Source organism: Salmonella sp. FC25216, from assembly GCF_057751355.1.
Genome location: NZ_JBDGON010000012.1, coordinates 1 through 25,539 on the forward strand (window position 1 = coordinate 1; position 25,539 = coordinate 25,539).

At 48.8% G+C, this 25,539-nt stretch carries 27 protein-coding genes and 2 pseudogenes; 19 read left to right on the top strand and 10 right to left on the bottom strand.

Going from position 1 to position 25,539, the window contains the following annotated elements:
• The 5 genes and pseudogenes from AC3G3F_RS19785 to ccdA form a co-directional block, all read right to left on the bottom strand.
• Positions 1-654, bottom strand: a 654-nt coding sequence (locus AC3G3F_RS19785) for a tyrosine-type recombinase/integrase (RefSeq protein WP_109147510.1), incomplete at its 3' end; no start/stop codon positions are given.
• A 12-nt stretch (positions 655-666) separates the two neighbouring features.
• Positions 667-1,202 (bottom strand): annotated as a pseudogene (locus AC3G3F_RS19790) (cytoplasmic protein).
• Entirely contained in the window at positions 1,199-1,489 is a 291-nt protein-coding gene (locus AC3G3F_RS19795; protein WP_001266178.1) for a hypothetical protein, read from the bottom strand. The pseudogene AC3G3F_RS19790 and the gene AC3G3F_RS19795 overlap by 4 nt, the downstream one beginning before the upstream one ends.
• Before the next feature lies 1 nt (position 1,490).
• A complete protein-coding gene (gene ccdB / locus AC3G3F_RS19800) occupies positions 1,491-1,796 on the bottom strand; it encodes a type II toxin-antitoxin system toxin CcdB (protein WP_001159874.1) in 306 nt (101 codons plus the stop codon).
• Between the two features lies 1 nt (position 1,797).
• The gene (gene ccdA / locus AC3G3F_RS19805) at positions 1,798-2,016 is read right to left on the bottom strand and encodes a type II toxin-antitoxin system antitoxin CcdA (protein WP_000813642.1); all 219 of its coding nucleotides are present in this window, start codon (positions 2,014-2,016) and stop codon (positions 1,798-1,800) included.
• A gap of 745 nt (positions 2,017-2,761) precedes the next feature.
• On the opposite strand from ccdA, the gene vapB reads away from it, so the two are divergent.
• The gene (gene vapB / locus AC3G3F_RS19810; protein WP_060629106.1) at positions 2,762-2,992 is read left to right on the top strand and encodes a type II toxin-antitoxin system VapB family antitoxin; all 231 of its coding nucleotides are present in this window, start codon (positions 2,762-2,764) and stop codon (positions 2,990-2,992) included.
• Entirely contained in the window at positions 2,989-3,405 is a 417-nt protein-coding gene (locus AC3G3F_RS19815; protein ID WP_000739001.1) for a type II toxin-antitoxin system VapC family toxin, read from the top strand. Before vapB ends, AC3G3F_RS19815 begins: the two co-directional genes overlap by 4 nt.
• Before the next feature lie 46 nt (positions 3,406-3,451).
• Here the strand turns inward: AC3G3F_RS19815 and AC3G3F_RS19820 are convergent, their stop codons facing one another.
• The gene (locus tag AC3G3F_RS19820) at positions 3,452-7,276 is read right to left on the bottom strand and encodes a YobI family P-loop NTPase (protein WP_060629105.1); all 3,825 of its coding nucleotides are present in this window, start codon (positions 7,274-7,276) and stop codon (positions 3,452-3,454) included.
• A gap of 317 nt (positions 7,277-7,593) precedes the next feature.
• Between AC3G3F_RS19820 and AC3G3F_RS19825 the strand changes: the two genes are divergently transcribed.
• From AC3G3F_RS19825 to AC3G3F_RS19840, 4 genes are read left to right on the top strand one after another with little or no spacing between them, the layout of a single operon-like run.
• Complete coding sequence (locus AC3G3F_RS19825; RefSeq protein ID WP_000368360.1) at positions 7,594-7,839, top strand: hypothetical protein; 246 nt, start codon at positions 7,594-7,596, stop codon at positions 7,837-7,839.
• Between the two features lie 4 nt (positions 7,840-7,843).
• The gene (locus AC3G3F_RS19830) at positions 7,844-8,806 is read left to right on the top strand and encodes a hypothetical protein (RefSeq protein WP_000169857.1); all 963 of its coding nucleotides are present in this window, start codon (positions 7,844-7,846) and stop codon (positions 8,804-8,806) included.
• 34 nt (positions 8,807-8,840) lie between these two features.
• Positions 8,841-9,185, top strand: a complete 345-nt coding sequence (locus AC3G3F_RS19835) for a hypothetical protein (protein ID WP_000101248.1) — start codon at positions 8,841-8,843, stop codon at positions 9,183-9,185.
• Entirely contained in the window at positions 9,186-9,398 is a 213-nt protein-coding gene (locus AC3G3F_RS19840) for a hypothetical protein (RefSeq protein ID WP_000704436.1), read from the top strand.
• 95 nt (positions 9,399-9,493) lie between these two features.
• Here AC3G3F_RS19840 and AC3G3F_RS19845 read toward each other — a convergent pair whose 3' ends face one another.
• From AC3G3F_RS19845 to repA, 4 genes are all read right to left on the bottom strand, one after another.
• A complete protein-coding gene (locus tag AC3G3F_RS19845; RefSeq protein WP_001838499.1) occupies positions 9,494-10,858 on the bottom strand; it encodes a hypothetical protein in 1,365 nt (454 codons plus the stop codon).
• A gap of 334 nt (positions 10,859-11,192) precedes the next feature.
• Positions 11,193-11,729 (bottom strand): ProQ/FINO family protein, encoded by a 537-nt coding sequence (locus AC3G3F_RS19850; protein WP_000123884.1) that lies wholly within the window; start codon positions 11,727-11,729, stop codon positions 11,193-11,195.
• Between the two features lie 255 nt (positions 11,730-11,984).
• Complete coding sequence (locus tag AC3G3F_RS19855; RefSeq protein WP_488395652.1) at positions 11,985-12,176, bottom strand: hypothetical protein; 192 nt, start codon at positions 12,174-12,176, stop codon at positions 11,985-11,987.
• Positions 12,177-12,487: 311 nt separating this feature from the next.
• Positions 12,488-13,519, bottom strand: a complete 1,032-nt coding sequence (repA, locus tag AC3G3F_RS19860; protein WP_072201870.1) for a plasmid replication initiator RepA — start codon at positions 13,517-13,519, stop codon at positions 12,488-12,490.
• Positions 13,520-14,548: 1,029 nt separating this feature from the next.
• Here repA and AC3G3F_RS19865 point away from each other — a divergent pair.
• From AC3G3F_RS19865 to AC3G3F_RS19925, 13 genes and pseudogenes are all read left to right on the top strand, one after another.
• Positions 14,549-14,665: pseudogene (locus AC3G3F_RS19865) on the top strand (ash family protein); the annotation flags it as partial.
• A 22-nt stretch (positions 14,666-14,687) separates the two neighbouring features.
• The gene (locus AC3G3F_RS19870; protein WP_000074848.1) at positions 14,688-14,954 is read left to right on the top strand and encodes a helix-turn-helix transcriptional regulator; all 267 of its coding nucleotides are present in this window, start codon (positions 14,688-14,690) and stop codon (positions 14,952-14,954) included.
• A gap of 453 nt (positions 14,955-15,407) precedes the next feature.
• Positions 15,408-15,932, top strand: a complete 525-nt coding sequence (locus AC3G3F_RS19875) for a transcription termination/antitermination NusG family protein (protein WP_024134923.1) — start codon at positions 15,408-15,410, stop codon at positions 15,930-15,932.
• Positions 15,933-16,212: 280 nt separating this feature from the next.
• Entirely contained in the window at positions 16,213-16,914 is a 702-nt protein-coding gene (locus AC3G3F_RS19880) for a DUF2913 family protein (protein ID WP_000103586.1), read from the top strand.
• Between the two features lie 36 nt (positions 16,915-16,950).
• Positions 16,951-17,529 (top strand): hypothetical protein, encoded by a 579-nt coding sequence (locus AC3G3F_RS19885; RefSeq protein WP_024136773.1) that lies wholly within the window; start codon positions 16,951-16,953, stop codon positions 17,527-17,529.
• A 69-nt stretch (positions 17,530-17,598) separates the two neighbouring features.
• Positions 17,599-17,871 carry a type IV pilus biogenesis protein PilI gene (locus AC3G3F_RS19890; protein ID WP_071777806.1) on the top strand — a complete coding sequence of 91 codons (273 nt, stop codon included), beginning with the start codon at positions 17,599-17,601 and terminating at the stop codon, positions 17,869-17,871.
• Between the two features lie 58 nt (positions 17,872-17,929).
• The gene (locus tag AC3G3F_RS19895) at positions 17,930-18,997 is read left to right on the top strand and encodes a TcpQ domain-containing protein (RefSeq protein WP_060629103.1); all 1,068 of its coding nucleotides are present in this window, start codon (positions 17,930-17,932) and stop codon (positions 18,995-18,997) included.
• Positions 18,997-19,434, top strand: coding sequence for a type IV pilus biogenesis protein PilM (gene pilM / locus AC3G3F_RS19900; RefSeq protein ID WP_000539812.1), 438 nt, complete (start codon positions 18,997-18,999; stop codon positions 19,432-19,434). Before AC3G3F_RS19895 ends, pilM begins: the two co-directional genes overlap by 1 nt.
• Positions 19,435-19,447: 13 nt before the next feature.
• Complete coding sequence (pilN, locus tag AC3G3F_RS19905; protein ID WP_000733116.1) at positions 19,448-21,130, top strand: PilN family type IVB pilus formation outer membrane protein; 1,683 nt, start codon at positions 19,448-19,450, stop codon at positions 21,128-21,130.
• Positions 21,123-22,424: a type 4b pilus protein PilO2 gene (pilO2, locus tag AC3G3F_RS19910; protein ID WP_060629102.1), complete on the top strand. Its 1,302-nt coding sequence runs from the start codon at positions 21,123-21,125 to the stop codon at positions 22,422-22,424. Before pilN ends, pilO2 begins: the two co-directional genes overlap by 8 nt.
• A complete protein-coding gene (gene pilP, locus AC3G3F_RS19915) occupies positions 22,411-22,863 on the top strand; it encodes a type IV pilus biogenesis protein PilP (RefSeq protein WP_060629101.1) in 453 nt (150 codons plus the stop codon). Before pilO2 ends, pilP begins: the two co-directional genes overlap by 14 nt.
• A 10-nt stretch (positions 22,864-22,873) precedes the next feature.
• On the top strand, positions 22,874-24,427 hold the full coding sequence (locus AC3G3F_RS19920; RefSeq protein WP_000545265.1) for a GspE/PulE family protein: 1,554 nt from the start codon (positions 22,874-22,876) through the stop codon (positions 24,425-24,427).
• Positions 24,428-24,439: 12 nt separating this feature from the next.
• Positions 24,440-25,537 carry a type II secretion system F family protein gene (locus AC3G3F_RS19925; protein ID WP_060629100.1) on the top strand — a complete coding sequence of 366 codons (1,098 nt, stop codon included), beginning with the start codon at positions 24,440-24,442 and terminating at the stop codon, positions 25,535-25,537.
• Positions 25,538-25,539 lie beyond the last annotated feature (2 nt).

The window sequence follows — 25,539 nt, forward strand, 5'->3', positions numbered from 1 at the left end:
CATCAGCGCCTGCAGCACCTTCAGCGGGATGCCGGCGTACAGCATGTGCATCGCGTAACTGTGGCGGAACGTATGGGGTGTCACCGGCACTGAGAACGTCACGCCGTCAGCTGCTGCGGCCTCAACCGCCTCCCCAATCCAGGTACGGACCGTCCGGTCGGTGATCTCCCAGAGGCGTGCCTTTTCCGTTCTGCCGGTACGTCGGTTACGACGCTCCAGCGGGATTTTCAGCGTGGCCACCATCATCTGCAGCTCACTGACATACTGGTTATCTGACAGCGGCACCAGACGGTGGGGCTGGCTGCCGGACGGCATTCGTCCTGCCGTTCTGGCCGCCTTTTCCGCCCGCTGTTTCAGGGTGGCCAGCTGCACAAACGGATACGGTGGCGCCAGCGAAAAGTCTCCCCGTGTCAGGGCCAGCGCTTCGTTAATCCGTGCGCCGGTATTCCAGAGAGTGGCCAGCAGCATCCTGCGGTGCAGATCCGGGACGTAGTGGAGCAGGGCACTCACCTCCGGTGCCAGCAGATATTTCGGGTAGTCGTCATGCTGCATTGCCATCTGGCGCAGTGCGAGGGCAGCCGGGTAATCAATGGCCACCGGCAGCAGGGCGGACGGGGTCTGCGTAAAGACAGCAGGTAACGGTGGCTGACTCATGTCCTCTCTCCGTTAAATAAAATCTTCCGGGACATCATGTTTTTTCCCGGAGTCATCTCTGGTTTCAGTCTGAACCCTGTATAAAGGATCCCAGTCGCCGCTGTGACGGTTCTGCCGTCCGGCCACCGGTGGTGTCATGGCCGACGTGAGTAACCCGCTTTCAGCAGCACCGTACGGGTCAGCAACTGTTCTCCCGGACCGGTCGCGGGCGTGGCGAGCCGTGGCGGACAGAGTGCGCGCAGCCGTTCCGCTTCTGAAGCGTGATACAGTGGCCAGCCCTGACGACGTCCGCACCGGTCACCACAGGCGTGGAGTTCGTGACAAAACCAGGTGCCGGCCGGAAACCAGCTCGCCGGATGCAGATCCGCAGGTCTGTCCCGGGAGCCGGTGTACACCGTCGTGAACCGCTCTTCCGACGTCAGCAGGGACACGGATTTTCCGAAAAAGACCTGTGCAAACTGTTCTGCCGTCTCCCTGACCGGCAGGGCATCCGATGCCGGACTGAGACCGGTGGATTCAGTATCCGGACAGACGCGTGACCGTGTCATGAGGTGGTGTTTTCCCTGTCAGTACGCAGTCGCCAGACCGCCCCGCCGAACTCTGTTCCCCCGACGGTCTGTGTCCAGGTTTCATCACAGACCAGCCACTTCTGTACCACCGCAAAATCCACATGACAGAGTGGGGTATCCCCGCGTTCACCGGGGGTTTCCAGCACAAGCCCGTCCGGAACGATCGGAGAGGGCGTACCCGTCAGTCTGGCGGAGCGGCGCCAGAAACTCCGCACACAGCCGCCCTGACGTAGACTACTGAGCAGCACCTGTTCGCTGACACGCATATCAAATCCCCCAGAACATCAGGTTAATGGCGTTTTTGATATCGTTCTCCCGGTGACTGAGATCGGCTACCTCTTCCCCGATGACTGAGGCCGGCACACTGGCCATATCTGTGGTCATCAGACGCCAGCTCTCATCCCCGATATGTACCACAGGATAAAGTTCGCGGGAGACCTTATCCGACAGCAGACGGGCGCTGGCCAGCGGGATCACCATCCGCCGTCCGGGGGTGTCGATAATGTCACTCTGGACATCCACGAACAGGGTGTAGCGACTCTCCCTTTTATAGGTGTAAACCTTAAACTGCATATCACCAGTTCCTGTTTTCGTCAGCAAACGATCCGTTAGCCTCTATAAAGCTGGCCACCTCAGCCATACCTTCCCGGTTTTCTTCCTGCCAGCGTTCGGCTCGCAGACGGCGGGCTTCGTTCTGCATGGTCGTACTGACCAGACCGGAGATATTCACGTCGTATGCCTTGAGCAGCTGATAGCTGTCGCTGTCCACTGTCACTGTAATTCGCTGCTTCATGATTCACCTCTTTTTTACATACTTCAGGTATGCAGTTAAGTATACATTCCGCTGAAGCAAAAATCTGCCACGCATTGTGAATACTGTTAACCAGCTTATAGTGACTGAGTTAACTGTTCGCCGCTGTTATCCACATATCTATTATATGTATTTTCTCGTGCATTTTACTGATGCATGTTTTCAATCCTTAAAACGCATACTGTTATCACGCAATTAGTAACCCACTCATCTTTTTCATTATGTAACTTTAACTATATGCAATTACAATCCAGCTTATAAAAACGCAACGAAATTACCGTATCAGCTTTTCCGGGTGATCCGATTTTTTGCATATTCAAGACTTTCCGGAAGTGTACCACGGTCAGGGAATAAGCGAAGCGGTCTTTTCTGCCCCTGCGCGCCGGGTCACAGGAAAGGTACATAACACAATATCTGGTAGCCAGATTAGTAGATTATGACGCTACATCTTGTGTTGATGGGGTGTGCAGCACCGGGGCGATTCCGGAGGATCCGAAACTGGTATTTTTCGGATCTTCCGTGAAAAAGAAAGAAACAGGGATAGGTTATACATATACATATGTCTAGCATCTGCATATGTATGGCATACGCATATCTTCATCATCTGCATATGCTGCATCTATACATATGTAAAACATCTGCCTATACTAAACATATGCACACACCCGGTGCAATGAACATCATTCCGGATATGCATCACATATCCGCACTTACCCGGGAGAGAATCATGAGAACCGTATCCATTTTTAAAAACGGCAACAACCGCGCCATCCGCCTGCCCCGTGACATGGATTTTGAGGGGGTGAGCAAGCTGGAGATCGTCCGGGAAGGGGACAGCATTATTCTGCGCCCCGTCCGGCCGACCTGGGGCTCATTCCTGGAGCTCGAAAAGGCAGATCCGGACTTTATGGCGGAGCGCGAAGACGTTGTCACCGATGAAGGACGATTTAACCTGTGAAGAAAATGTATATGCTCGACACGAACATCTGCTCGTTCATCATGCGCGAGCAGCCCGAAGCGGTGCTGAAGCGCCTGGAGCAGGCGGTGCTGCGCGGCCACCGTATCGTGGTCTCGGCCATCACTTACTCCGAGATGCGCTTCGGTGCCACCGGCCCGAAGGCCTCGCCGCGCCACGTGCAGCTGGTTGACGCGTTCTGCGCCCGCCTCGATGCCGTCCTGCCCTGGGACCGTGCCGCGGTGGATGCGACCACGGAGATTAAGGTGGCGCTTCGCATGGCCGGCACGCCGATCGGCCCGAACGACACGGCGATTGCCGGGCATGCCATCGCCGCCGGTGCCGTGCTGGTGACGAATAATACGCGGGAATTTGAGCGGGTACCGGGTCTGGTACTGCAAGACTGGGCGAGATAAATAAGAAAGGCCGCCCCCCCGACGGCCTTACCACTATTTTGCGATGTCAGTCGTATTCATTTTCAGCGTTAAAAAAGGGCTCTATGCGGATACGTGTATCACCGTGAGTGAGCTTCGGCGGCCTGATAAATCCACTTTTTCCCAGCCGGACAGCCAGTTGCCACATGGCATCACTTCGGGGAATGCTACGATAATTCCTCTCTGTGAGGAAAGCCGCATAATCCTGATGCCCGAACGTCATGAGCACCTGTCTGATGAACTTGTGTGGCCAACCGTCATTTTTAAGACATTGCATCAGCAGTGCCTGCTTCTGCCGGTCATCGGTTATTTTGGTGGAGAACCTGATCAGGGCTTGCTGGCTGAGAAGTGGTGCCTCAGAGAGCAGGGCTTCATCTTTTTCCCAGAGCCAGTTCAGGATACTGATACAGACTTCGTCTGAAATCTTATCGCCATTCAGAATTAAACGGGTAATCCCCCGGTTAAACTGGTCATCAGCAAACAAAACAAGCTCGTAATTCCTATTCAGCAACGCGGGGCGGATACAAATAAGATCATAAAGAAGTGGTGTCAACCGTTCGCCCATTTCGTTCAATACCTGATAAAGTTGTTCAAAGACACTGATGGTTGGGGCCAGCCATTTTTCCTCGATCAGTACCGCCGCATTATTCAGTGGTAAGTTATCTGGCACATAAATAAGCGTTATCCTGAATGTCCTGGTTAACACGACAAGCGCTTCTCTATTGATATACGGTGATGTAACAGCCTTAATAAGTAATTGCGAGAACTGATCATCCGTCAAAGGCAACGTGTCATTTGGCAATAAACAATAATTAAAATTAAGCCAATCACAAAAAGTATAATCAGCAAGTGACGCATCTTCACTCAGTAGAGAAATAACATTATCCCAGCAAGTGGTAATATGATTATGATGAGCCAGAAGTGAATACAGGTTTTGATCATAAGAAATTCCTGTGGTTTCGGTATTCTCTTTGTTCAGGATAACTGATATGTCCTCCAGTAAGAAGATCATACTTTCTGTCAGGTACCTTGCATCATCCCAGTCAACGAATTTCGAATTAAGAAGATCAGGAATGAGTTCATTTTCTTCAGAGTGTATAAAAACATCACGAATGAATGATGATATGTTTTCATAAACATATGTTTCAAGGTTCGGAATGCGAAGCGATTTTATTAATGCAACAGGCTTTTTACGGAAGGTATCACTGTTATTCTCTGACACATGAGAAAGTGAGAAACAAATGTTTTGCAGGTTCAATGTGGAATAGGTCCACAATTTTTCCTGTACCACCGAATGCAGTGTTTCCTGCCCGGAGTCACTCCGGGCCAAAGGAATGTTAGTCAGGCGACAACCTGAATTCCGCAGGTTTTCACAGAAAAACTGCGCACAATTATCTGGTAAGGACGTTACGAGATTAAATTGCGAATCGATGAGTCTCTGTAGTTCATCCCGAGTTATCTGAGAGACGGCTCCCCAGGACAGCACCGGTAAGGACAGTAATAACGGGAGCAGATTTTGTTCAGCTACGGTATCATTCAGGCTCCCAATCTGGTGGATCATAGTGGACAGATGACCATCCCCGTCAACCATTAACCTGATATAGTCCCGCTGCGCAGTGGATTCCCAGCAGGGGAAGATCTCATTGGCCAGTCTTACCATCCGCTGTTCGGCTCCGGCTTCTGACTGCATCCTCATGATAGTCTTCAGGGAATTCGTATCATTGTGCATGAGGTACCAGAGAATCTGAGGATGCCATGCATTGTCATGCATCAGCATGCCCAGTCCATGCAATTTTTCCACGGTGTTAGCAATATTGCTGAGGGGCATTTTTGCCGTTTCATCAGGTATTACTCCTGACGTCACAGCCCTGATAAAGTTATTGTCTTCCGTGCTCAGACTACCTGGCATAAATACTGAGCGGTAGGCCATATAGTCAGTGGAAAGATAACCATGAGATAAAAGGAAATAAATAAAATCAATATTTCCGGCATTATCAGTAAAGGTTTCTTCGTCGTGTTGTTCAGGCGTTGAATAGCCTGCAATACATCTTTCGAAACCGGATCTGCCCATCTTATTGATGAAAAAAGCAAGATCATACGAGGATGCATTCTGAATTTCAGATCTGCTTCTTTTAATAATTTCCTCTAAGCGGGAAATGTCACCATCTGACTTTTTTTGAATAATAACTTTTCTTTCCTGATATTGTTCCGACATAACCTCAACTGTACTTCTATTTATTGTAGCAATGGTTGTGCTATATCCCTTTACCTGAATCCTAATCGGATGGTTATTCAGCAAAGAAAGAAATGAGGTTTCATTTTCTATAACATCTTTCAAATCATAATGAGTGCCCGTGTGAGTTTTAAAATGCAACATTGATGATGTTATCTCACTGATATATGAGCGCAGAATTTCACTCCTCAACCCATGTTCAGTGGCCACTTTTTCATTTTGTAGTTGAGATAGTTCAGTTAGGGACGTTTCAATTTTGTTTTTTAGATTTTTGCAAAACTCTTCTCTTAATTTACCTGATATATATTCGGACACAATGCTATAAAGCATCCCTTTTTTCTGATCTATCCTGTGATAGTCCTCAGCACAAAGATTTTTATAGGTGATCAGTGAAATAAGTCGCTTTAAATCCTCTCCATTATTCACAATATTCCGGTAAAGACGAAATTCGTTCGCAATGTTATGCATAACCCGCATATCAGGAATAAAAAGAGCCAGTCTGGCAAGGCAGTCTTTGAATCCTTCCTGCTTGAGTTCGTCAGGTGTAAATTTACTCAAAAAATGTTCAGAAGCATTCTCACTGTCCATCACCGGGATCACCGGTATGACGAAATCGAAAAATTTTGTCCGTGATTCTGGTGTGATGAAAAGATTATCCCTGACAGCGTAGATAAACCTGACAGGATTGTCTGTGGGGAGGCAGTTATTGATAAGCTGATTTATTTCACGGAGTTTGATAAAAATGGCTCCGTCATTATGACGGTCAAGATCCTCAAATATGACCACATTGTATTGTGTCTGTTCGAAAAAATAGACGATTTCATCAATGTACACATTGAGAAGAGAAGGGGCCGCAGGGCGTGTTGAAATGGCCCCTTTCAGTATGTCAATTTTATCAATACTTACACGCCGATCAAACATCCCTGTACGGTGCAGTTTCTTCAGTGCAAAGAATAAGGCAGTAAAAAGAAATATCCCGGCGCTACCAAACCTGGCGAGTACAGGCCACCCCAGCAGAAACTGACTTAGTTCTGGCGGCAGGGAGAGCTTAGCACAGATGTAATCAGGGAAAAGAAAAAGCAGGCCAGTTGCCGTCGAAGCCAGTATGAATAACAGACTGGCGGTCATCATGGCTATCTGACACGCACTTACGTCAGAAATGCGCTCCAGACGGGAATAGGGCAACACACTTTTTTTTTCTTTGTAGAGCAGCTGTTGCAGGATGCTGTACTCGATTGTTTTCTCTTCGGCTTTTCCCGCTTTTTTATCGTTATCATCGTAGCCGGGTTTACCCTCAACTGCCTGGGAATCTCCGGAGTATGCCCGCTGCATTTCAAAGTCGGCCAGTGATACGGTCATCACCCGAAAGTCATTATCCTCTGCCCTTTCCCATGTCAGTAATACCGAACTTTTACCGGCCCCGTACGGGCCTGTTACAGCAATATTTCTGATATCCCGGCGAGAACAGGCAAAATTCAGAGCTTCGATATAGCTTTGTGCTTTTTCATCTTCAATGACTGAGGGAGTCAGAGGTTCATAGGTGGTGTTAATCTGTTCTTCCTGAGCATTGTTAGCACTCAGTACTGGCATCAGTGCTTCCGTTCGGGATGGTCTTCTCATGTTGATCTTCCAACATTGTTGATTTAACACGCATTATAACTTTTGAGAACAAAAAAGATAATAAAGGTCAAGATATACAAGAGCTGGCTTATCAAATACTTGGAGAGGTTGGGCTCCGGCTTCTGGAGTTTCCGGATCTGTGTGACGGAAACCCCGCAGAAGATATGATAATTAGACATTATGCATAAAATCATACTTAATATGATATTTACCATAAATAAGTAATTAATATCTAATATGATGTATATTATAAAATACAAAACCACATCAGGTATGATTTTTTACATGACAGGATATTATCAGACGGAGCGTACAGGATGGATAACGAAGTGACGTTTTCACTTAGCTATGAGTTGTTGACGCAAAAAGCTGAAGAAGAAATCAGGAATATCAATCTTGACCAGGACGGAATAGGTTACATCGAGGCGCTGGCGAAAGCCTCCGCCATTCTGAATTTCTGGTATGGTCTGGCTTTGCAGGGTTATCCGGGCTCAACAATGGATGAACATGTTGATGCCGATCGGCTGCGCCTGCACGCCCTCGTCTTTAAAAGAGAGGACTGACATCGTGACAAAGGTGATCGTCCGCCGTCCGTCGCCGCTGCAGCGACGGGTGCTGATTGTGCTGGCAGCTCTCGATGCGAAACGTCCGGGACCGGTGGCGACGCGGGATATTGAGCGGGTACTGGAGCGGGGCGGGGATGTCCCGGTGTACGGCCCCAACCTGCGTGCCTCCTGCCGGCGTATGGAAGCGGCAGGCTGGCTGCATACCCTCCGGGCACCTAACCTGCAACTGGCTGTCGAACTGACAGACGCCGGCCGTGAGCTGGCCGCTCCGCTCCTGGCTGCCGAGCAGGAGCGCGAGCTGGCGGAACGGCGCGCGACGGAGATCAGGGTTCTGCCCCTGGTCCCGATCAGGCCGGTGGATACCGGTGACGCCCGGGCAGGCGATCGGCCGGTCCGGCTGGACAACATCTGGTACATGGCATGCCGGGGCGATTATGTCATCCGCGCCGACGGAACCACCTGCCTGCAGCTGTGGAATACGGCCGGACAGGTGACGCGCCCCGAAGGCGATGCCGTGCAGGTGGCGGTGTGGCTGCAGGCCTGCCATGATGCAGGTATTGAGGTCCGCCTGCAGATAAACGAAAGCCACGCGCCGGAAGAGGGCTGCATCTCCGGCACGGCACCGGTCGATCAGACGGAGGCCTGGTTCCGGCAGCTGGACGCTGAACTTCAGATACTGGGGATCACCGGCCTGACAGAAACAGATCGGCAGGCTGTTGTGGTTCCCGGGGAGACGCTCCGGTCACTGCCGGCACCGGCACGGTTGCTCCATATACTGCGGGAAAGTGCGGAGGCGTTTCCGCTCACGGCCTCCCGGCATGAGACAGACGCAGGCGACGCGCTGGACGCCCTGCTGGCACACGCCGGATTCAGCGCCGCCCAGGCACAGGAGCTACGGTGGCACCGCATACGCTGGCCGCTGATGGGAGATGAAGAATTTGAGCAGCGCTACGGGAAATTTTGATTAAACACATCCGTGAAAAAAGGAAATACTGCAAATGGCCAGAATTCAGTACAACCGTGACTGGGGCAATTATCTGGAAGTGTACGACTGCGATTCGCTGACTGATATGAACGAAAAGCTGTACCAGCACTGCGCTGATACGATGGGGGCTAATTCTCCATATATCGTCGTGGAGTATCCTGTATATCTCCGTGATATTTATTCCGTACAGGAACCAGGTAAATTAACACGTATCGGCTACGTGAGCCTGGTTTATGAAAACGACGCCGATGGTTATGTAGCTCACCATTACACGCTCGACAAGAAGGAGCTCTCTGACGAATGGAGCGCCGTAAGATTTTATGGCGGGGAGTACGGTTTTAAAACTGAGGAAAAATGAATGAAAATTACCGCAGATCAATTCGTAACACGTAGTGGCCGTAGAGTTCTGACCGACGATGGCCAGCAAGGTATGGGTGGGAAGCCTGGAACAGGGTCCACCACTGAGAGAAAACAGGGTCAGGTAGCAGCGGTGATTTATGCAAACTGCGCCGAATTAGACAACAATCAGCTCGATGAGATAATAGAGTGGGTTCGCCTGTTCAAGTGCTGACCTGTTATAACCCCGGTCTCTGTAGCTCTTCTCCATAAGCAAACAAGCGCCCCGAAGAGCGCTTGTTTTACCTAAGTACAAAAAATTCATGTGTATTATGTGTTGCTATTATTTTTAAAAAACTTATTGAGGTGAAGAAAAACGCCAAAGATATGCTTTTCGAAAGGAGTCTCAATTTCCTGTGGCCACCTGGGGGGATCGGTCTGGAGAATACCAATCTGTCTCATTCCCTTATGCTGTTCGGCTTTTCTCTCGCAATAGTCATCGTCAGCGTATCCCATCGTTTCAATAACCACTTTATATTCATTGCCGTCATTCATTCTGGCCGTGATGATAAAATCAGGCAGTACATACCCTTTTTCACCCTCGGTAGAGACCTCAATATCAAATAACGGTTTTTCCAGACTCAGTGCCGGTGCTTCCGTTTTATTTTTAAGCCATTCTGAAACAACAGACAGACCAGCCAGCGTACCACGCTCAAGTTCGCTGTCCACTGGTACCGGACACCCCATACGGAAGAGTGCATGAGCATATCCTTCGCTACAGATAATATCTCCGTCAGTTCCCCGGCGAAACGACAGAATAACCCAGTAGGGTGGACGCCTTCCCTCCAGCGACTCTCCATTGATGCTGATTCCGCGTTCTGGCCGGAACACCACAGCCCCGCCCGGCCAGCGAAACTCAGCTTCATCACGGCTGACATGTGCGGACATAAAAATCTGGAAGAATATCCGGGTTCGTCCGGCGGGCCAGTGCATGTCCGGGTGCTCCAGTTCTTTCATCAGTTTTTCGCGCCCCCGGGCACTCATGCCGGGCTGAAAACGAACAATTTCTGACAACTGACGTCCGCGAATAAACTCCTGATTTTGTGTTACAAGTTGCATGGCATTCAGGGAGTCCCTGACACTCCTGGAAGGAATAGGAGAGAGTGTGTCCAGCTGGTTAAGGCCGGCATCTTCAATAAGAGAGAGCAGAAGACGGGCAATCCTCGATCGGCGTGTTCGTCGGGTTCGATCGTCTCCCCGGGGTTCCGGATGTCCAGGTTTCCTGGTTGTTGCTTCAGTATCATCCGGGGGCAGAAAATTTCTGTAGTTAATCCGGCGGCTACTGGCATGTTTTCGTGTTCCGGAAGAGGTGGCTCCGGCATCACCACTGAACGGGCGGTACATAGGACAGTCAGCAGCATGCTCATGGTTAAATCCGGACAGAAAAAGGGTTCCGGTATCCCTGTACAGATTGGCACTGTTCATTGCCGGTGAATCCCCCGGAATACAGTCGCACTGTAACCAGGCACCAAGCTGACGCATTTCCCGGAGGACTTTATTGTTCAGCGTATATTGTGTCCGATCGGTAAAGTCCCTGAGTCCGGAAATATTTTTTACTGCTAATTCTTCATCACGCGTAAGCCAGCGGAACAGGCCTCCCCTGGGATTTTTTTTGCGGACCAGTTTCATCGGCATAAAGAACGAACTCCCTTTCAGCTCAGAAGTTATTCAAAATATACAGCGAATGTTATTCAGAACGAAAGCCCGTACTGGCCTGAGATGTGACATTGCGGCATAAAAACGTACTGGTGTTGCGCTGCCGGTAACTCGCAGCGAGGCCCGCCGAAGCCAGAATCTGCAGACAGTTCCGCTCCGGGAGAGGTTTATCCACAGAAATGGTGCACAACTCTGTGGGTAAATGAACAGAACACGATGTACGACCGGGGCGGAAGTAAACGGAAGCCGTTAAAAAGGCAGCCAGTGGCGGCATTATGCCTGGCGCACTGCCGGACAGAATGCAGAGTCTTTTTTATGTTGCTGATTTGTCGTTCGACCCATTATTTTTGTTTTTGCTGGCCAGCTTTGATGCCAGAAAGGCGCGGGCATGCTGAGCTTCATGCTCAGAAACGACACCGGCAGGCAATCCATCGATGCCATACCGTAAAGCACCGGGAACAGAAATTCGCTCAAGGTATTTCCACCTGCGGGTGATAATCCGGGCAGCACACTGCCATTCCGGGAGGGTTAAACCGGCGTCGGGGTTCTGTGCAATAAAGTCGGTAACATCCCTGGTGATGCCAATTTTCAGCGGACGGAAACCGCCTTCTTCAGCCCGCAACAGGGGAAAGAGTGCTTTAACCTTTTCGAGACTGGTGTTGATGAATTCCGGCGTCCATTTTTTATTTTTTTTCGCCTGATGTGCCGGCATTTCGTTTTCCACAGTCCCGGAAGGAAGCTCCGGAGGCGGAGGAGTGATTACATGTTCCTCCGTTGGTGGAGGAGAAATAATGTGGCGTTTTTTCTTCATCACAATGACCGGTGTATTTTTTTGTTTACCTGCCGTCATAACCACCTCGAGAAAATAAGCATAACGCTATGAAATATTAGCATAATTCCATTACAACAGACATAAAAAAGAAAAACTTAACTGTTGTATTGGCTCGGAGGGTGGAATTGTCAACTGCTGAATCGTGGGGGCCCCTTTGGGGTTCCGATTCAGTGGTTGACAACTGCACATAAAATACCCTGCTGGCGGGGTGATGGTTCACGCAGTGGGCCATCGCCCTGCAAAGCCAGACGGGACATAACGCCACTCAGTAGTTTAGTTACAGCATCCATCATTAAAAGCCACTCTGTTCCGGGCCTGTGGCCCGGGGCGGCGCGGCTTTTCAGTGGTGGGTGTGGCAGGGTGTTTAGTTGGTGTCCGGTTGGGGCCCGCCGTCTTTGGCGGTGGGAGGTACTTTTGATTCTGAGCGGCGCGGCGGAGGCCGCTGCAAGCGAAGGCCTTATTTATTTATGCACAGTGGTTTCAAAGACAAAGGATCTCCCTGTAAGGGTGACTCATTACTTAAGGGGTTTGGAATATATTGCGGATTTCCTGATATCGGTTTGCGGATTCCTGAAGTTATTCGTTTGCGGGTTTTTGTGGATAACTGAGACGATGGGGGTACGGTAGTGTCATTCAGGTGCGGTTTTATGGCCGGAAACGGGAGGCATACGGAAAAACGGTGAGTTTATGCGCATATGCTGGCAGGCGGAGCCAGCGCCGGAAGCCCCGGAGGGGCTGGCGGTGATATCTGTTTATGGCATTTCAGAAAAATGGCGCTAATGCGGAGGCGGCGTGGCCAGCACCAGTTCCATCTGGTACAGTTCGCGGATAGCCAGCTGCTCGAGACGATCAGGCGTGCACCAGTACGCCTCATCCGGGGGCATACACTTCAGGATATGCTGTGACATTTCATGTATCTGTCTGTCGCGCGGCAGTTCTGCCAGCCGGTTGGCCCGTTTACGGGCGGCCGCTTTCTTACGACGATATTTCAGTGCCTCCTGGCTGCGCTGCAGGTACCAGCGTTTTCTCGCAGAATGCACTGAAATATCTTCGTCCTCGCCCAGAACGCCCTCGCTGATGAGTTGCCGACGAATCTCACTTTCACGCAGCCGTTCTTCCTGCTGCGCCTTCAGTTTCATCATGTCGACGCCCAGCATCTGCCAGCCGGCCGGGGTTATCCAGACGTAGCGCGGCAGGCGCTGGCGGTTTTCCCGGTCCCACAGGGTTTCTTCTGACAGGCCCAGCGTACCGAAACGCACCTGTTCGGCCAGCAGGCGCGACAGACGGGAGACCGTGACTGCCAGTTCCGGAATGACGTTACCTTTACTGTCTTTGGGGCTGATTTCTTTTGCCAGGCGCGACACGGACATGCCGACCGTGTGCATGCCGGCATCACAGAAGGAGACCAGCACCGGCCAGATGGCATCGAGCAACTGACGCTTCTCCGGCCGGAAAGCATACTGCCGTCCCGCCCGTTTACGCTCCTTCACGTACAGGGGGTGCAGGGACATATGCATGCGCAGGCTGCATTCTCCCGTGACCGGGTCTTTTTTCACCAGACGGTTGTAGGCATAGCCCAGCTGGCCCCCGAGCTTTTTATAGTGCGCAGGGCGGAACCAGGATGGATTTTCGCATTTAGGTTTGGTGGAGTGCTCCCCCCGGCAACGCCGGGTACGCTTTCCTTCCGGCTCGACCAGGAAAGACGTCGTCCTCCCCGCTTCATATTCAGCCCAGAATTTCATCTGGTCTTCGGGAGACAACTGGCTCCAGTGTATTACGGTATGATTTTTATTCTTCAGACCTGCCACAAGCTGTCGCTTATGGCGGGGCGATTATGCCGTGCGTTTATACACTGCACAGGGTTGATATTCAGGAACGGTCTCATGTATACTTATTCCGTATTCTGTGAGGCCCCCACTATCTTTCGTTCGTTCCGCCAAGTCCGTAGAAAGGTTGTGGGGGTTTTCCTTTTTCTGGCTCCCGGAACCTTTCAGTCTTCCGACCCCGGCTTAACACCGTCAGTTCCTGCCATCTATTCTGAATGCCTTATGGCGCATTCTGCCGTCCGGCTTATGCCGCTTCGCTCTCCAGCATTGCTACTGCCGAAAAGCTTTGTAACAGGCAGGAATATACCTGTTTTACATTAATTTGAAAAGCACAACAACAATCGCGCAGGCATCAGACAGGGGTACATTTTCTGTTCACCTTGAATATTTTTGATACGCATCAAAAAAACAACAATTAACCTGTAAAGCAGATGTTTCTGAAATAGATCTGTCTTTTGGTTGAAAAGATCGACAAACCACACACTAACGATCGATTATGTTATGCCAACGTTTACAAACAGAATAATATACTATTTATATCATTCTTAATGAGCGAAAAATCTCATAAAAAATGATTTCATAGATCATTAGATCGAAAATATAATATTTAGTAGTCAATTAAACCTTTTGTTAAGTAATCCGCCAATAACGTAACAACTGGTCAAAAAAGAGCATACTGACTCATATGTCTGTCAGAACTGCAGCCGGTCTGGACGAGGGCCAGACACTGCTTCAGGGATATGGATTAGCATGTTCGCCCCGTGAATAGCAGAGGAACCGGACATGGATCGCCTCGGCGCGGAGCGTTAAAGAAAATTCGGGATTTGTTTGATTTTTTAGCGCCAGGTTGACTCAGCTTGCTATAGCCAGTAACCTTCACTCATCGCATTAAAAATGCGATCGGGCGTAGGAACCCGTGTAGTCATCGTCGACATCAGAAGCTATTAATATGCTTCATGTCATATGTACCCTTTAAGATCTTAAACAGGAATATTCATATCCCTGTTATCTTCAATGGTAGCTCAGGCGGGGCAGGCTTTTCGCCTGGCCGGTTTCCGATGACGCCGGTATTCCTACCCCCGTCTGGGCTATCGCCACGAGTGTAGGAACTCAGTCGATAGCATTTTAATGTTGTCATCGGAGACCCGCTATGTCGCCTCAGTTATTTCAAAAAATGGCATCAATCAGCCTGCTCGAAGATATGTTCCCCGAACTCTCTGGCAATCAGCTGAAGGTATGTATTCTTTACGCAATGGGCGCTTCTTACGATGCGATTGCGCAAAACTGTCATATTTCTACTGAAACGGCACGCACCTACTTAAAACGAAGCATCAGGAAATTAAACCTGGAAGGTTATGATGCTTTACGATCCGCTGTTCTGATGCGGGCTTTCTTTCTCATAATTAGTAAACGATAAATGAACGTTAATTAATTATTACAAAGTGTCCCCTTAAAAGGGGACACTTTTCGGAAAAGAGTATTTTGCTCTTTACAGGCAGACATAAACTGGTAAACATAACTACCATCATTTAATACTGTACCGCTCTATAAGGTGTGTTCATTCATGATCGTGGGATGATTTCCGCGATCATACATAAATACATCTATTGTATTTAGCAGGAGTTGTTTTCATTATCTATAACAATGTGTGCCACACATTGTGGATATTTGAGACTTAACGTGTATAAATCAGTGGAACCGCCAGTCTACTGAAAATACACATCCGGAGTGGGTTATTCATATGCCTGTCAGAATTGCGGTATGGTCAGACGAGGGCTGGCCGCCGCTTCAGACATATGATTTAGCTTGTTTGCCAGATAAACGCAGAGTCATCCCGGATGGATCGATTCTGCGCGGAGCGTTGAAATTCATGAATATTGAAAGCCTGATAAACCGGCACTGGTATCTTGCACAATATATTACTACCGGTAAAAACAGGGAGTCCTTATTTTCATGGCTAAGCAGCCAACATGTTGTGCCATGGACTCCATTAATTAAAAGAAAAGTCAGACGGGCTGACTCACCCTCATGTTACCGCCAACGTGTACATGCCATATTCCCTGGATATTTCTTTATGCGTGCTGATTTCAATATACAGTCCGCATCCAGATTACGGCAACACAGTGCATTTATAGATTTCGTAAAATTTGACGGGACAATTAAGCCTGTCAACAATGATATTGTTGATGGGTTAATGAAGATATATCCGGACCCTGTTTTAAATCCAGGAGCCAGGGAAGAGCTGGATGCTGCGTCCAGTATCTGGCTGACAAAAGCACAGTACAAGTATCTCCTCAGAATGGAAAATAATCCCCTGCCTGAGTCGAGGATATCCCTGCTTCTTGAACTTGTATCAAATGCGGCAAATCACGGTTTTATGGAGCGCCTCCCATAGCCAGTTTTCCCGGCCTGCAGGCCGGGCTTTTTTTCGACAACAGATGATATTCCGGAGTGAAGCCTGTACTGGCAACCATCCCCACCATAGACCTCCTTTCCGTCTGATGATGGATATCAGTAACTTTTCTTAATGGCGAAAGAAATGAAGGCTTCACCCCGGAGTATTGATCTTATTTGCATGGAAGCGATAACCAGACCAACATAAAACCAGGACCGGTCCGTGCCACAATGTGGCGGAGAGAACGGCACCGGTCTTTTTTACTGACAGGTACATCCACATGAGTACTCATGAACACCCGGTGCGCCAGTTACTCTGGTGTGCACTGACAGCCCTGCGCACGGCACAGGAAGAACATCACATTCATTCTGAAGCCCGACTGCGTCGATATCTCCGGGAATGGTTACAGGGGGCCGCGAAACTCCATCAGTTCCGGAGTATCCCGGAAGAAATCATGACACTAAAAAGGCTCCTTGATGAAGACAGACACGTTTCCATAATCAGCACGCTCAATGCCCTGTTTATGAGTTCGGTTTCTGCTGATAACTGTGATCTGTTTCGATTCCGTGCGGCCCTGAGCGCAATTTCCCGCAAAGGCTGGCGCTGTGGCGTTTGTCCATGGCCAGAACAGGTTTTTAGCGAGACGATTACCCAGGCCTGTACCGGACGGGAAAGCCTGCTGCAGTTGACACGTACCGAAGAGTGCTTCTCATCCACCGGTAAAATGACCGCGCCTGTTACTCTGCAACTTATCTTCCCACTGGATAACGATAATACGACTGCTGAAGATCTATTTTCTAACGAGAGGTTTCAGGTAGTACATGGACGCGAAAACCAGTATGGTATTGCCGGAACAGAAATATTAGTCAGAACATTGTTTCTTGGACTACCGTCCCTGCCTGAAGAATTATGGGCTCTCCACCAAAGCCCATTGATGAGTGATTTCAGGATGTCAGAAGAAAAGGCTTCTGTTATTCACTGATATTTTTTGTGGCCTGCCGGAAGAGGACTAATACTAATGCAAAAAAAATACATTCCCTTTTGCATTTGGATTATCTGGAGCCTTATTTGGCTATGCTTTTACTATCCTGTGCTACGTTACAGCTACTTTTATAGCGAGTACACAGGATCTGTTTATCTTTCTTCAGTAATATTTATCGTTGCAGGAACCTGTCTGGCCCCTCTTACATTTAGAGCTGGTCTGAAGATTATGCGTCGAATATCTGATAATCCTTTCAGTTTCTTTATAAAAAAAGCAGGTAAAAAAGGCCAGTATATTATCCATCTCAGTCCTTATGCTGACACACGTACACATGAGGAGATAAGCAAGCACTGGAGTATATTGATCGAGTTAATTAGCAATGCCATGACTCATCATGAAACCGTCATAATGCAGTCACATTTATTGACTCCAGCCAGAATTAAAAAGTTAAAGAACAAACTGGAATCGCACGGGGTTTTTACATCTTTTAAAGTTTATCGGAGAAAAACCACTATAAATGAAAAATTGTCAGTTCCGTTAATATATTTATTGCTTCACTGGTCATTACCTTTACTTCCTTCAGAAAGTTCTACAGTAATTATATCAGCAAAGTGAAACTATTATTCATTTTTTCAGGACGGGCATCACCGCGTAAGTATACCGACAATTAAACAGGTAGGTGATATGATGAGTATTTCTGCTCCATCTTATTCAGCATTAAGAATTATTGTCATCACAAATAATTGTGAACAACGAATTCATAAATACAAATCAGATGAGTATTTAATGGATTATCTGCAGAGTTTTTGCATGCCAGAAAACTGCATGGTGTGTGTATTTGAACGACAACGACCATTATTCAAACTTGAGCGCGTGCCGGGCAGCACAAATCAGTGGAGCCAGGTAGAAATTCATAAACCTCGTCGGCTGCGTTCATATCGTCTTCATCAGCATTAAATTGTACATGCCAGTTCAGGCCTGATTCTTTTTAAACCGCACTCCCGGAATCATATCCATGAAAAAAAGCTATCTTTCATTCATTCTGCCGTCGTTATTATCCGGCTGCACAGGTATTTCAGGCAGCAATAATATAACTGATGCAGACACACCGGCGCTGGTTTTTGTCGATGGACAAATAAGTGACAGTGCAGCCGTACTGGCTCACACCCAGCAAAGACTGTCAACGCCAGCAGTGGCTACGACACCACAAACGGTGTCTTCACCGGGCACAATTAAAACAATGGAATCATTCAGTGAATCACGTCCGCTACCCTCTCCATCGTTCAGCCAGAACTTCTCCAGACTTATTATGACAGGGACGGCAGGTGCTGTACCGGTCACTTTTTTGCCGACAGTTCGTAATCGTACAGTCAGTCAGTGGATCAAAACGTTATTGCCTTCTGACTGGCAGTTCAAACAGGAAAATGCCGCAACACCAAAACTTAATACCCGGTTGGCCTCATGGTCCGCCAATGACCAGTGGACACGTTCTCTGAATCGCTTACTGGAGGAACAACATCTGTGGGGACATCTGAGCTGGGCAGACAAAACACTGATTGTAACCACATCATCTTCTGTACCTGCGGTCGACAGTTCTGGCGTGCAAATATCGCCTCCATCCGTAACTGTGATAACACCTGAGATTAACCAGTCCTCCCGGATTCACTCTGACAACCAGATAAAACCTCGGAATCCTTTCCACGGCAGTACTAAAACAAATACAGACGAAACCGCAGTTCTCCCCGGAAATAAGCCTGCTCAGTTAATTACGGGTACACCGGTAACCCCTGTCGCTGAGGGCAAGGAATGGCGTGCAGCAGCAGGGACCACTCTGAAAGAAAACATTACCAGATGGGCCGAGGAGACAAAATGTGAAAGCATTCCATCTTCCCACTGGATGGTGTTATGGCCATCATCCGTTAAAGATTATCGCCTGGATGCCCCTCTTTTTTTCAGAGGCTCTTTTGAATCTGTCATTGGAGAGGTGTTTGAACTCTATCGCACGGCTCAGACCCCCCTGTATGCTCAGGGCTCCCGCATACAATGTATCGTGACCGTTTCGGACACCAGGGACGGGCAATAATGGGCTGGCTGGTTATGGTCGCCGGCCTGACCATTCTGATTATCATCGGGGACTTTCAGAATCAACAACTGGCGGCAACAACAAATGCCCAACAACAAGCAAGCGGTTCTGTATGGGCAAGCCAGATGTTGATGATTGCCAACAGAATTAATGATATCAGATATGTATCAGGCCAGCAGAACGGCACAATTTCCCCGGATCAACTGGCACTCCCTTTCACACCTGATTCCCGTATCAGGCATCAGTTACATCAGGGTCGATTATGGATCTGGATGCCGGAACTGCCCGGACTTATTGATGCACTTCGTTCCAGAAGCCGGGGATCTGCACTTATCGGTATTTTTCAACACGGACAACTCACCTGGTTATCAGGAACTGCTCCAGGCCTGACACCTCCGGCAGGCATTACAGAAGACTCCGTCGTCTACGTTAACTAATCTGGATATATTCATGAAAAAATTGCACCAGCGCTCCATGAAACTGGCGGCGTTACCCTGCATGATCGCCCTCGTACTGACAATGTCTGGATGTACCTTCAGCGAAATAAACAAAATGCAGAAAAAGGCCCAGACAGACTCAGCCAGCGCCAGAGAAAAGATGGCTGCGCTTTCAGAACACAAATCACAGGCAATGACCTGGCTTGATCGCCAGTGGATTAATCCGGTTCCACTCTCCCGTATAACCCGTGAGAAAAAAGCGATCGCACCTGACTGTTACATTACCCAGGCCAGAAAAGGTGAAATCACACTTCAGGAACTGGGACAGCGTATTACTGCCGTCTGCGGGCTACCTGTCATCATTACTCCTGATGCCACATCTGCAACCCTGGAAGGTGGGGTAACCCGTCAGATGACAGGGACTCTTCCGACACCGGACGAAAATGGACGTCTCCCGCTGAACAGCCCTGGCTATACTTCCCTGTCAGCTTCCAGCCAGCCACTTACGCTAAACAATCTGATGTGGCAGGGGGATATCAACGGACTTCTGGATCTGATGGCCAGTCGGAGCGGTCTGTACTGGCGTATGGATAATGGCCGTATTGTCTTCTACCTGACCGAAACCAGAACATACCCGCTTAATATGCTGAATACCAAAACCAGTAGCAGCTCCAGTGTCAGCTCTGGTTCAACCAGCACAATGGGTGCTACCGGCGGCCAGGATAACTCGGCATCCGGCGATGCGACTTCATCCCAGAGTACCACCGTTGGACAGGAATATGACCTGTACGAGGACATCAGGAAGACAATAGAAGCGATGCTAACGCCTGAAAAGGGACGTTACTGGTTATCAGCATCCAGCTCAACATTGACCGTAACAGATACTCCGGCTGTTCAGGAAGCCGTGGCCAGATATGTTGATGAACAAAACAGCATTATGAACCGGCAGGTTTCGCTGAATGTACAGGTTCTGAGTGTGAGCCATACCAGAAACGAGCAGTTCGGTCTTGACTGGAATCTCGTTTATAAATCACTGCACTCTGCAGGCGCAACACTCAACAATGCCAGTGGTGATATTACGGGTGCCACTTCTGCAGGCGTATCAATTCTCGATACCGCAACAGGGAATGCAGCCAGGTTTAGTGGTTCCAGCCTCCTGATCAAGGCATTAAGTGAACAGGGGGATGTTAGTGTCGTTACGTCTCAGGAAAGTACCGTCACCAATCTGACACCGGTTCCCATCCAGATGGCAGATCAGACTGTCTACGTTGCACAATCGGCCACAACAACGACAACAGATGTCGGCGCCACGACGACATTAACACCCGGGATGATCACCACTGGGTTCAATATGACCCTTCTGCCGTTAATTCAGAAAACAGGCAATCTCCAGCTGCAGATGAATTTTAACCTGTCAGATCCTCCGACAATCAGAAGTTTTACATCAAAAGACGGCAACAGCTATATCGAAATGCCCTATACCAAGCTGCGATCGTTAAGCCAGAAGGTCAATCTGAAAGAAGGGCAGTCTCTCGTTGTTACGGGCTTTGACCAGAACAATACGACCACACGAAAAGCCGGTACATTCACCCCGTCTAATCCACTGTTTGGTGGTTCGCAGAACGGGAAAAATGAACGCAGCACTCTGGTCATTATTATCACCCCAGCATTCCCGTCAGGAGGCCGTAATGGCTGATGAAGATATAAATCCGGTTGTGATTCTTGCTGACCCACAGGTAAGTAACCGAATGTGGGTGGGAGGGATGAGATGGGCACCGGAGAAAACTGACCGCCGCAAACGCTCCTCGTTAAAAAGTCCAGAACGTCACCGAACGGCTAAAGGACGGTTAACCTGCCTGAAGGTAACCAGCGGCTGCAGGAACGCAAAAGGGAAAACCAGCAGGCTAACCGGAACAGGAATACTGACCATGCCGGAACGTCACCGCTATTTTTCTCTTGCACTGGGTTTTTGTTCGTTGGTCCGTAATGGTTACGGTATTTTCAGATATGACAATGAAAAACTTTTATTTCTGGCCTCAGTAGATGGACAGCCTGCAGTTATGGCTGACCAGTCAGGAAGTCCGGAGGACATCTCTAAGAAGATAAACCTTTTCCTTGTGATGAACGAGGAGCCCACTGAAAAATGGCAGGTTATTTCTTCTTTGGAAAATCCACATAACTGGCAGACCATTATCGAGAAATTGTCACCTGCGGACATACGTCACTGTAAATTAACAGTTGATACCCGTCAGCGATTTATACTACCCGTTGCTCTGTTGTCTGCTGTGGCTTGTGCCGGTGTGATTTTCTGGCTGACACAGCCAGAACCTGATACTGGCCCCACCGCAGAAGAGATTGCAGCACGGGCCAGACTGCAGTTCAGTAAACCGACCATACCACCTGAGCTACCACACCCATGGGCCACACAACCCCTAATTAGCGATTTACTAAAGGCCTGTGCAGACCTGAGAAAACCGTCGCCGGTCGCACTGGGCGGATGGAAGCTGACAGAAGGCTTCTGCACGCCGGAGTCATTCACTCTGGTTTACGAACGGCAGCCCGGAGGAACAGTCCAGGGCTTTCTGACCAGAAGCAAAGAGGTTTTTGGCATTATTCCTGAATTTAACCTCAAAGATGGTGCCCGGCTGGCTTCTGTCCCCCGTCCACTACCTGCTTTACTCCACAGAGATGAAGCTGTACCGGCACCTTCTGAACAGCTGATGCGTGTGCTCACATGGTTTCAGGAAAGGCAGATAACGCCGTCTGTTAACGAAACAGCAATACCAGAACCGCTACCAGGTAATGACGGCGAACCCGCACCTGTTCAGAATTGGAGAGAATATCAGTTCAGCGTATCGACACCGTTAAATCCTGATGAACTATTCCGTGTTTTCCAGGATACAGGGGTTCGGATCAGCAGCATTCATTTTAAATTAAATGGCGGTACTTTCAGCTATACCACAGAAGGTCACGTTTATGCATCTAAGTAAATTACTTATAATTACCTCACTTCTTCTGCTTCCTGAATTATCCTCCGCAACCACCCAACCACTGGTTACCATTGGAGAGCTGGAAGCCCAGCAAAACCAGAATATATTGTTACAGGCAAAAGTACAGGGTGCACAATTACAGAAACAACTGGATGGATCTGATGTTGATTCGTCCATGACAGTACCTCCGGATGCTGGTCAGCTCACATCCTCCCTGCCGTCTGTATCCGGCCCGGCTCAGCGTAGACCCCCAACAGAATTACCTGTTATCCTGGAAATTAATGGCAAAGACAAGCGACTTCATGCCGTTCTCCGACTGGCCGACGGACGACAGACCCGTGTTACAACCGGAAGCTCGATCCCCGGTACAAAAGTAACGGTTAAATCAATCTCTCTGTCGGGCGTGACGCTGAGCGACGGTACAACGCTGACCTTCTGAGAAAACAGATATGCATGAATATAATATAAAGGACGCACTCCTTTTTATAACTAAAGAGGATGCTTATGAAATTCTTATTGAAAACAATCAGCGAACACGGCCAGATATACAAAGTAATGTACAGGCATTAATGCAGAAATATCCGGGAGCTACAACCAGACTGGTCAGCTTATCGGAAATGCAGGAAGCAGTTCAGAATGAAAAAAACAGTATGCCCAGAGAACGAGTTATTCATTTGCGTGATCTGGGAGACGTCAGCGAAAGTGAAAAAAAGATTCTCAATTACTTTGAAGTGGCCAGAGAACTCGGTGCATCAGATATTCACTTTTTAATCTCCGAATCACTTTTCAAGGTAAGAATGCGTATATTCGGTGAACTCCAGACAGTTGATGAGGATCAGCCAACCCTGGGGTATTCACTTTGTGCGACAGCCATTCTTTCAATAGCAGATGTCACCGAGACCAGCTTCTTCCCACAGCGAGAGCAGGACGCACGACTGTCACCTCAACTGATGCGAAAAATTGGAATATTTGGCGCGCGATACAGCCACAGGCCAACAGGGGACGGGCTGATTGCTGTTATGCGCCTGATACCTGATGACGGCGACAAGGTTCCCACTTTCACTCAACTGGGTTTTCTCCCTGAACAAATCAGGTTGCTGAACATCATGCTGTGCCGTCCGGAGGGAAAAATTATCCTGTCAGGGCCGACTGGTTCTGGTAAATCAACAACATTACGCAGTGCCTGCCGCGTGTATCTGGATGAGAACCCGGGGCGGCATCTGCTGACTATCGAAGACCCCCTGGAAGGGCAAATTTTGGGCGCGACACAAACCCCTATTATCTGTGACAAATCCGACGAGGATGCCGTTAAGCTGGCATGGAGCCGGGCAATCTCATCTGCAATGCGACTTGACCCGGATGCCATCATGGAAGGGGAAATGCGCGATCTCGTCTCAATGATGTCAACAACCTATGCCGCACAAACCGGCCATCTGGTTCTGAGCACGTTGCATACAAACTCTGCGCTGGGTATTCCCGAACGCATGATTACGATGGGTATGAATGCTGACCTGATTTGTGATGCACAACTACTGATTGGAATGATAAGCCAACGCCTTGTGCCAACCCTTTGCCCTTCCTGCCGTATTCCATGGGCAAAGCGTATTCCTGAACTTAGCGATAATACCCGAACTTACCTTGAGCGCTATTGCAACAAAGAATCGATCTGCAGTACAGAAAATATCTGGTTTCGTAATCACGATGGCTGTCCTGATTGTAATCGCGACGTCATTATTAACGGAAGAAAACGCGGTGTAGTTGGTAAAGGTCTGACTGGCAGAACGGTAATCGCTGAGGTGATAGAACCTGATAACCGTTTGTTTCATATTCTCAAAACGCACGGCAAGGTTGCTGCCCGTAAATACTGGCTGGAACGTATGAACGGGATCAGTCGTGTTGATCACCTGCTGCGTAGTATTAATGCAGGTCTTGTGGACCCCCTGGAAGCCAACAGGATTATTCCTCTCGATGAGGATGAACGTCTCAATATTGACGATGTTTAACAGGAGAACGCCATGCGTGAAATGAATTTCGGTCAACGGCTGAGACGTTTCATCGTCAGAAAAACATTCACTGCGCCCTACCGGGTACAATTCTATGAAGCCCTGCGCTTTCTGCTTGAAAATAAACAGCCATTAAAATCAGCACTGGAGCAGATGCGGGACGCCTGGACCGATTTCGGTCGTCACTGGCATCCTTTTGCTGAACTCGCCACGGACTGTATTGAATCCCTGCGGGAGAATACAGAACAGAATTCACTGGAATATACTCTCAGTTTGTGGGTACCACAGGAAGAAGCCGCTGTAATAAGTGCGGGGATCAGGAGTGGCTCCATTGTTGATGCGCTCAAATTTGCCACTACACTGACAGATGCAAGGAAACAAATCCACAAGGCTATATGGCAAATGGCCATTTATCCGGCAGCACTGTTAATTATGATGAGTGGCACATTATATGTTCTGAATACAGAATTAATTCCCGTGCTCAGCAAAATAAGCCCTCCGGATTCATGGAGTGGAGCACTTGGATTCCTTTATGGTTTATCTGGTTTTATCGATAACTATGGCGTGATCTGTGCAATTCTTTTTATAGTGTTCATCGTTCTTATATCATGGTCACTGGCTAACTGGAGTCGACCGGATAGTATTCGTTCTTTTGCAGATAACCTGATGCCATGGAGTATTTATCAGGATATTCAGGGCGCAACGTTCCTGCTTAATATGGCAGCACTCCTGCAAGCCAAAATGACCACTCTCAATTCATTGACCACCCTGCAGGAATTTGCTTCACCTTGGTTAAGTGTTCGTCTTGACAGTATCATTTACCGTGTACGCTTGGGTGAACACCTGGGACTGGCTTTGCGTCAATGCGGTTACCAGTTCCCGTCAAGGGAAGCGGCCAACTTCCTGTCGTTGCTACAGGGTGACGGCGCAACAGACCTTATCAGCAATTATGGGCAACGCTGGCTTGTACAAACACTGGAGCGTGTAAACAAAAGAGCAGTTATTGTCCGTTTAATTATGCTGGTATTTCTTGTCATGTCTCTCCTGTTACTGGTTCTGGCCATAATGGATATTCAGTCCATTGGTGACAGTAGCATGGGCAATATCTGAAA

Excerpts from the sequence above, each read along its gene's own strand:
- AC3G3F_RS19795 (WP_001266178.1), bottom strand. The coding sequence starts at position 1,489 with ATGCGTGTCAGCGAACAGGTGCTGCTCAGTAGTCTACGTCAGGGCGGC.
- ccdB (WP_001159874.1), bottom strand. The coding sequence starts at position 1,796 with ATGCAGTTTAAGGTTTACACCTATAAAAGGGAGAGTCGCTACACCCTG.
- ccdA (WP_000813642.1), bottom strand. The coding sequence starts at position 2,016 with ATGAAGCAGCGAATTACAGTGACAGTGGACAGCGACAGCTATCAGCTG.
- vapB (WP_060629106.1), top strand. The coding sequence starts at position 2,762 with ATGAGAACCGTATCCATTTTTAAAAACGGCAACAACCGCGCCATCCGC.
- AC3G3F_RS19820 (WP_060629105.1), bottom strand. The coding sequence starts at position 7,276 with ATGAGAAGACCATCCCGAACGGAAGCACTGATGCCAGTACTGAGTGCT.
- AC3G3F_RS19825 (WP_000368360.1), top strand. The coding sequence starts at position 7,594 with ATGGATAACGAAGTGACGTTTTCACTTAGCTATGAGTTGTTGACGCAA.
- AC3G3F_RS19835 (WP_000101248.1), top strand. The coding sequence starts at position 8,841 with ATGGCCAGAATTCAGTACAACCGTGACTGGGGCAATTATCTGGAAGTG.
- AC3G3F_RS19840 (WP_000704436.1), top strand. The coding sequence starts at position 9,186 with ATGAAAATTACCGCAGATCAATTCGTAACACGTAGTGGCCGTAGAGTT.
- AC3G3F_RS19845 (WP_001838499.1), bottom strand. The coding sequence starts at position 10,858 with ATGCCGATGAAACTGGTCCGCAAAAAAAATCCCAGGGGAGGCCTGTTC.
- AC3G3F_RS19850 (WP_000123884.1), bottom strand. The coding sequence starts at position 11,729 with ATGACGGCAGGTAAACAAAAAAATACACCGGTCATTGTGATGAAGAAA.
- AC3G3F_RS19870 (WP_000074848.1), top strand. The coding sequence starts at position 14,688 with ATGTCGCCTCAGTTATTTCAAAAAATGGCATCAATCAGCCTGCTCGAA.
- AC3G3F_RS19875 (WP_024134923.1), top strand. The coding sequence starts at position 15,408 with ATGAATATTGAAAGCCTGATAAACCGGCACTGGTATCTTGCACAATAT.
- AC3G3F_RS19880 (WP_000103586.1), top strand. The coding sequence starts at position 16,213 with ATGAGTACTCATGAACACCCGGTGCGCCAGTTACTCTGGTGTGCACTG.
- AC3G3F_RS19885 (WP_024136773.1), top strand. The coding sequence starts at position 16,951 with ATGCAAAAAAAATACATTCCCTTTTGCATTTGGATTATCTGGAGCCTT.
- AC3G3F_RS19890 (WP_071777806.1), top strand. The coding sequence starts at position 17,599 with ATGATGAGTATTTCTGCTCCATCTTATTCAGCATTAAGAATTATTGTC.
- AC3G3F_RS19895 (WP_060629103.1), top strand. The coding sequence starts at position 17,930 with ATGAAAAAAAGCTATCTTTCATTCATTCTGCCGTCGTTATTATCCGGC.
- pilM (WP_000539812.1), top strand. The coding sequence starts at position 18,997 with ATGGGCTGGCTGGTTATGGTCGCCGGCCTGACCATTCTGATTATCATC.
- pilN (WP_000733116.1), top strand. The coding sequence starts at position 19,448 with ATGAAAAAATTGCACCAGCGCTCCATGAAACTGGCGGCGTTACCCTGC.
- pilO2 (WP_060629102.1), top strand. The coding sequence starts at position 21,123 with ATGGCTGATGAAGATATAAATCCGGTTGTGATTCTTGCTGACCCACAG.
- pilP (WP_060629101.1), top strand. The coding sequence starts at position 22,411 with ATGCATCTAAGTAAATTACTTATAATTACCTCACTTCTTCTGCTTCCT.
- AC3G3F_RS19920 (WP_000545265.1), top strand. The coding sequence starts at position 22,874 with ATGCATGAATATAATATAAAGGACGCACTCCTTTTTATAACTAAAGAG.
- AC3G3F_RS19925 (WP_060629100.1), top strand. The coding sequence starts at position 24,440 with ATGCGTGAAATGAATTTCGGTCAACGGCTGAGACGTTTCATCGTCAGA.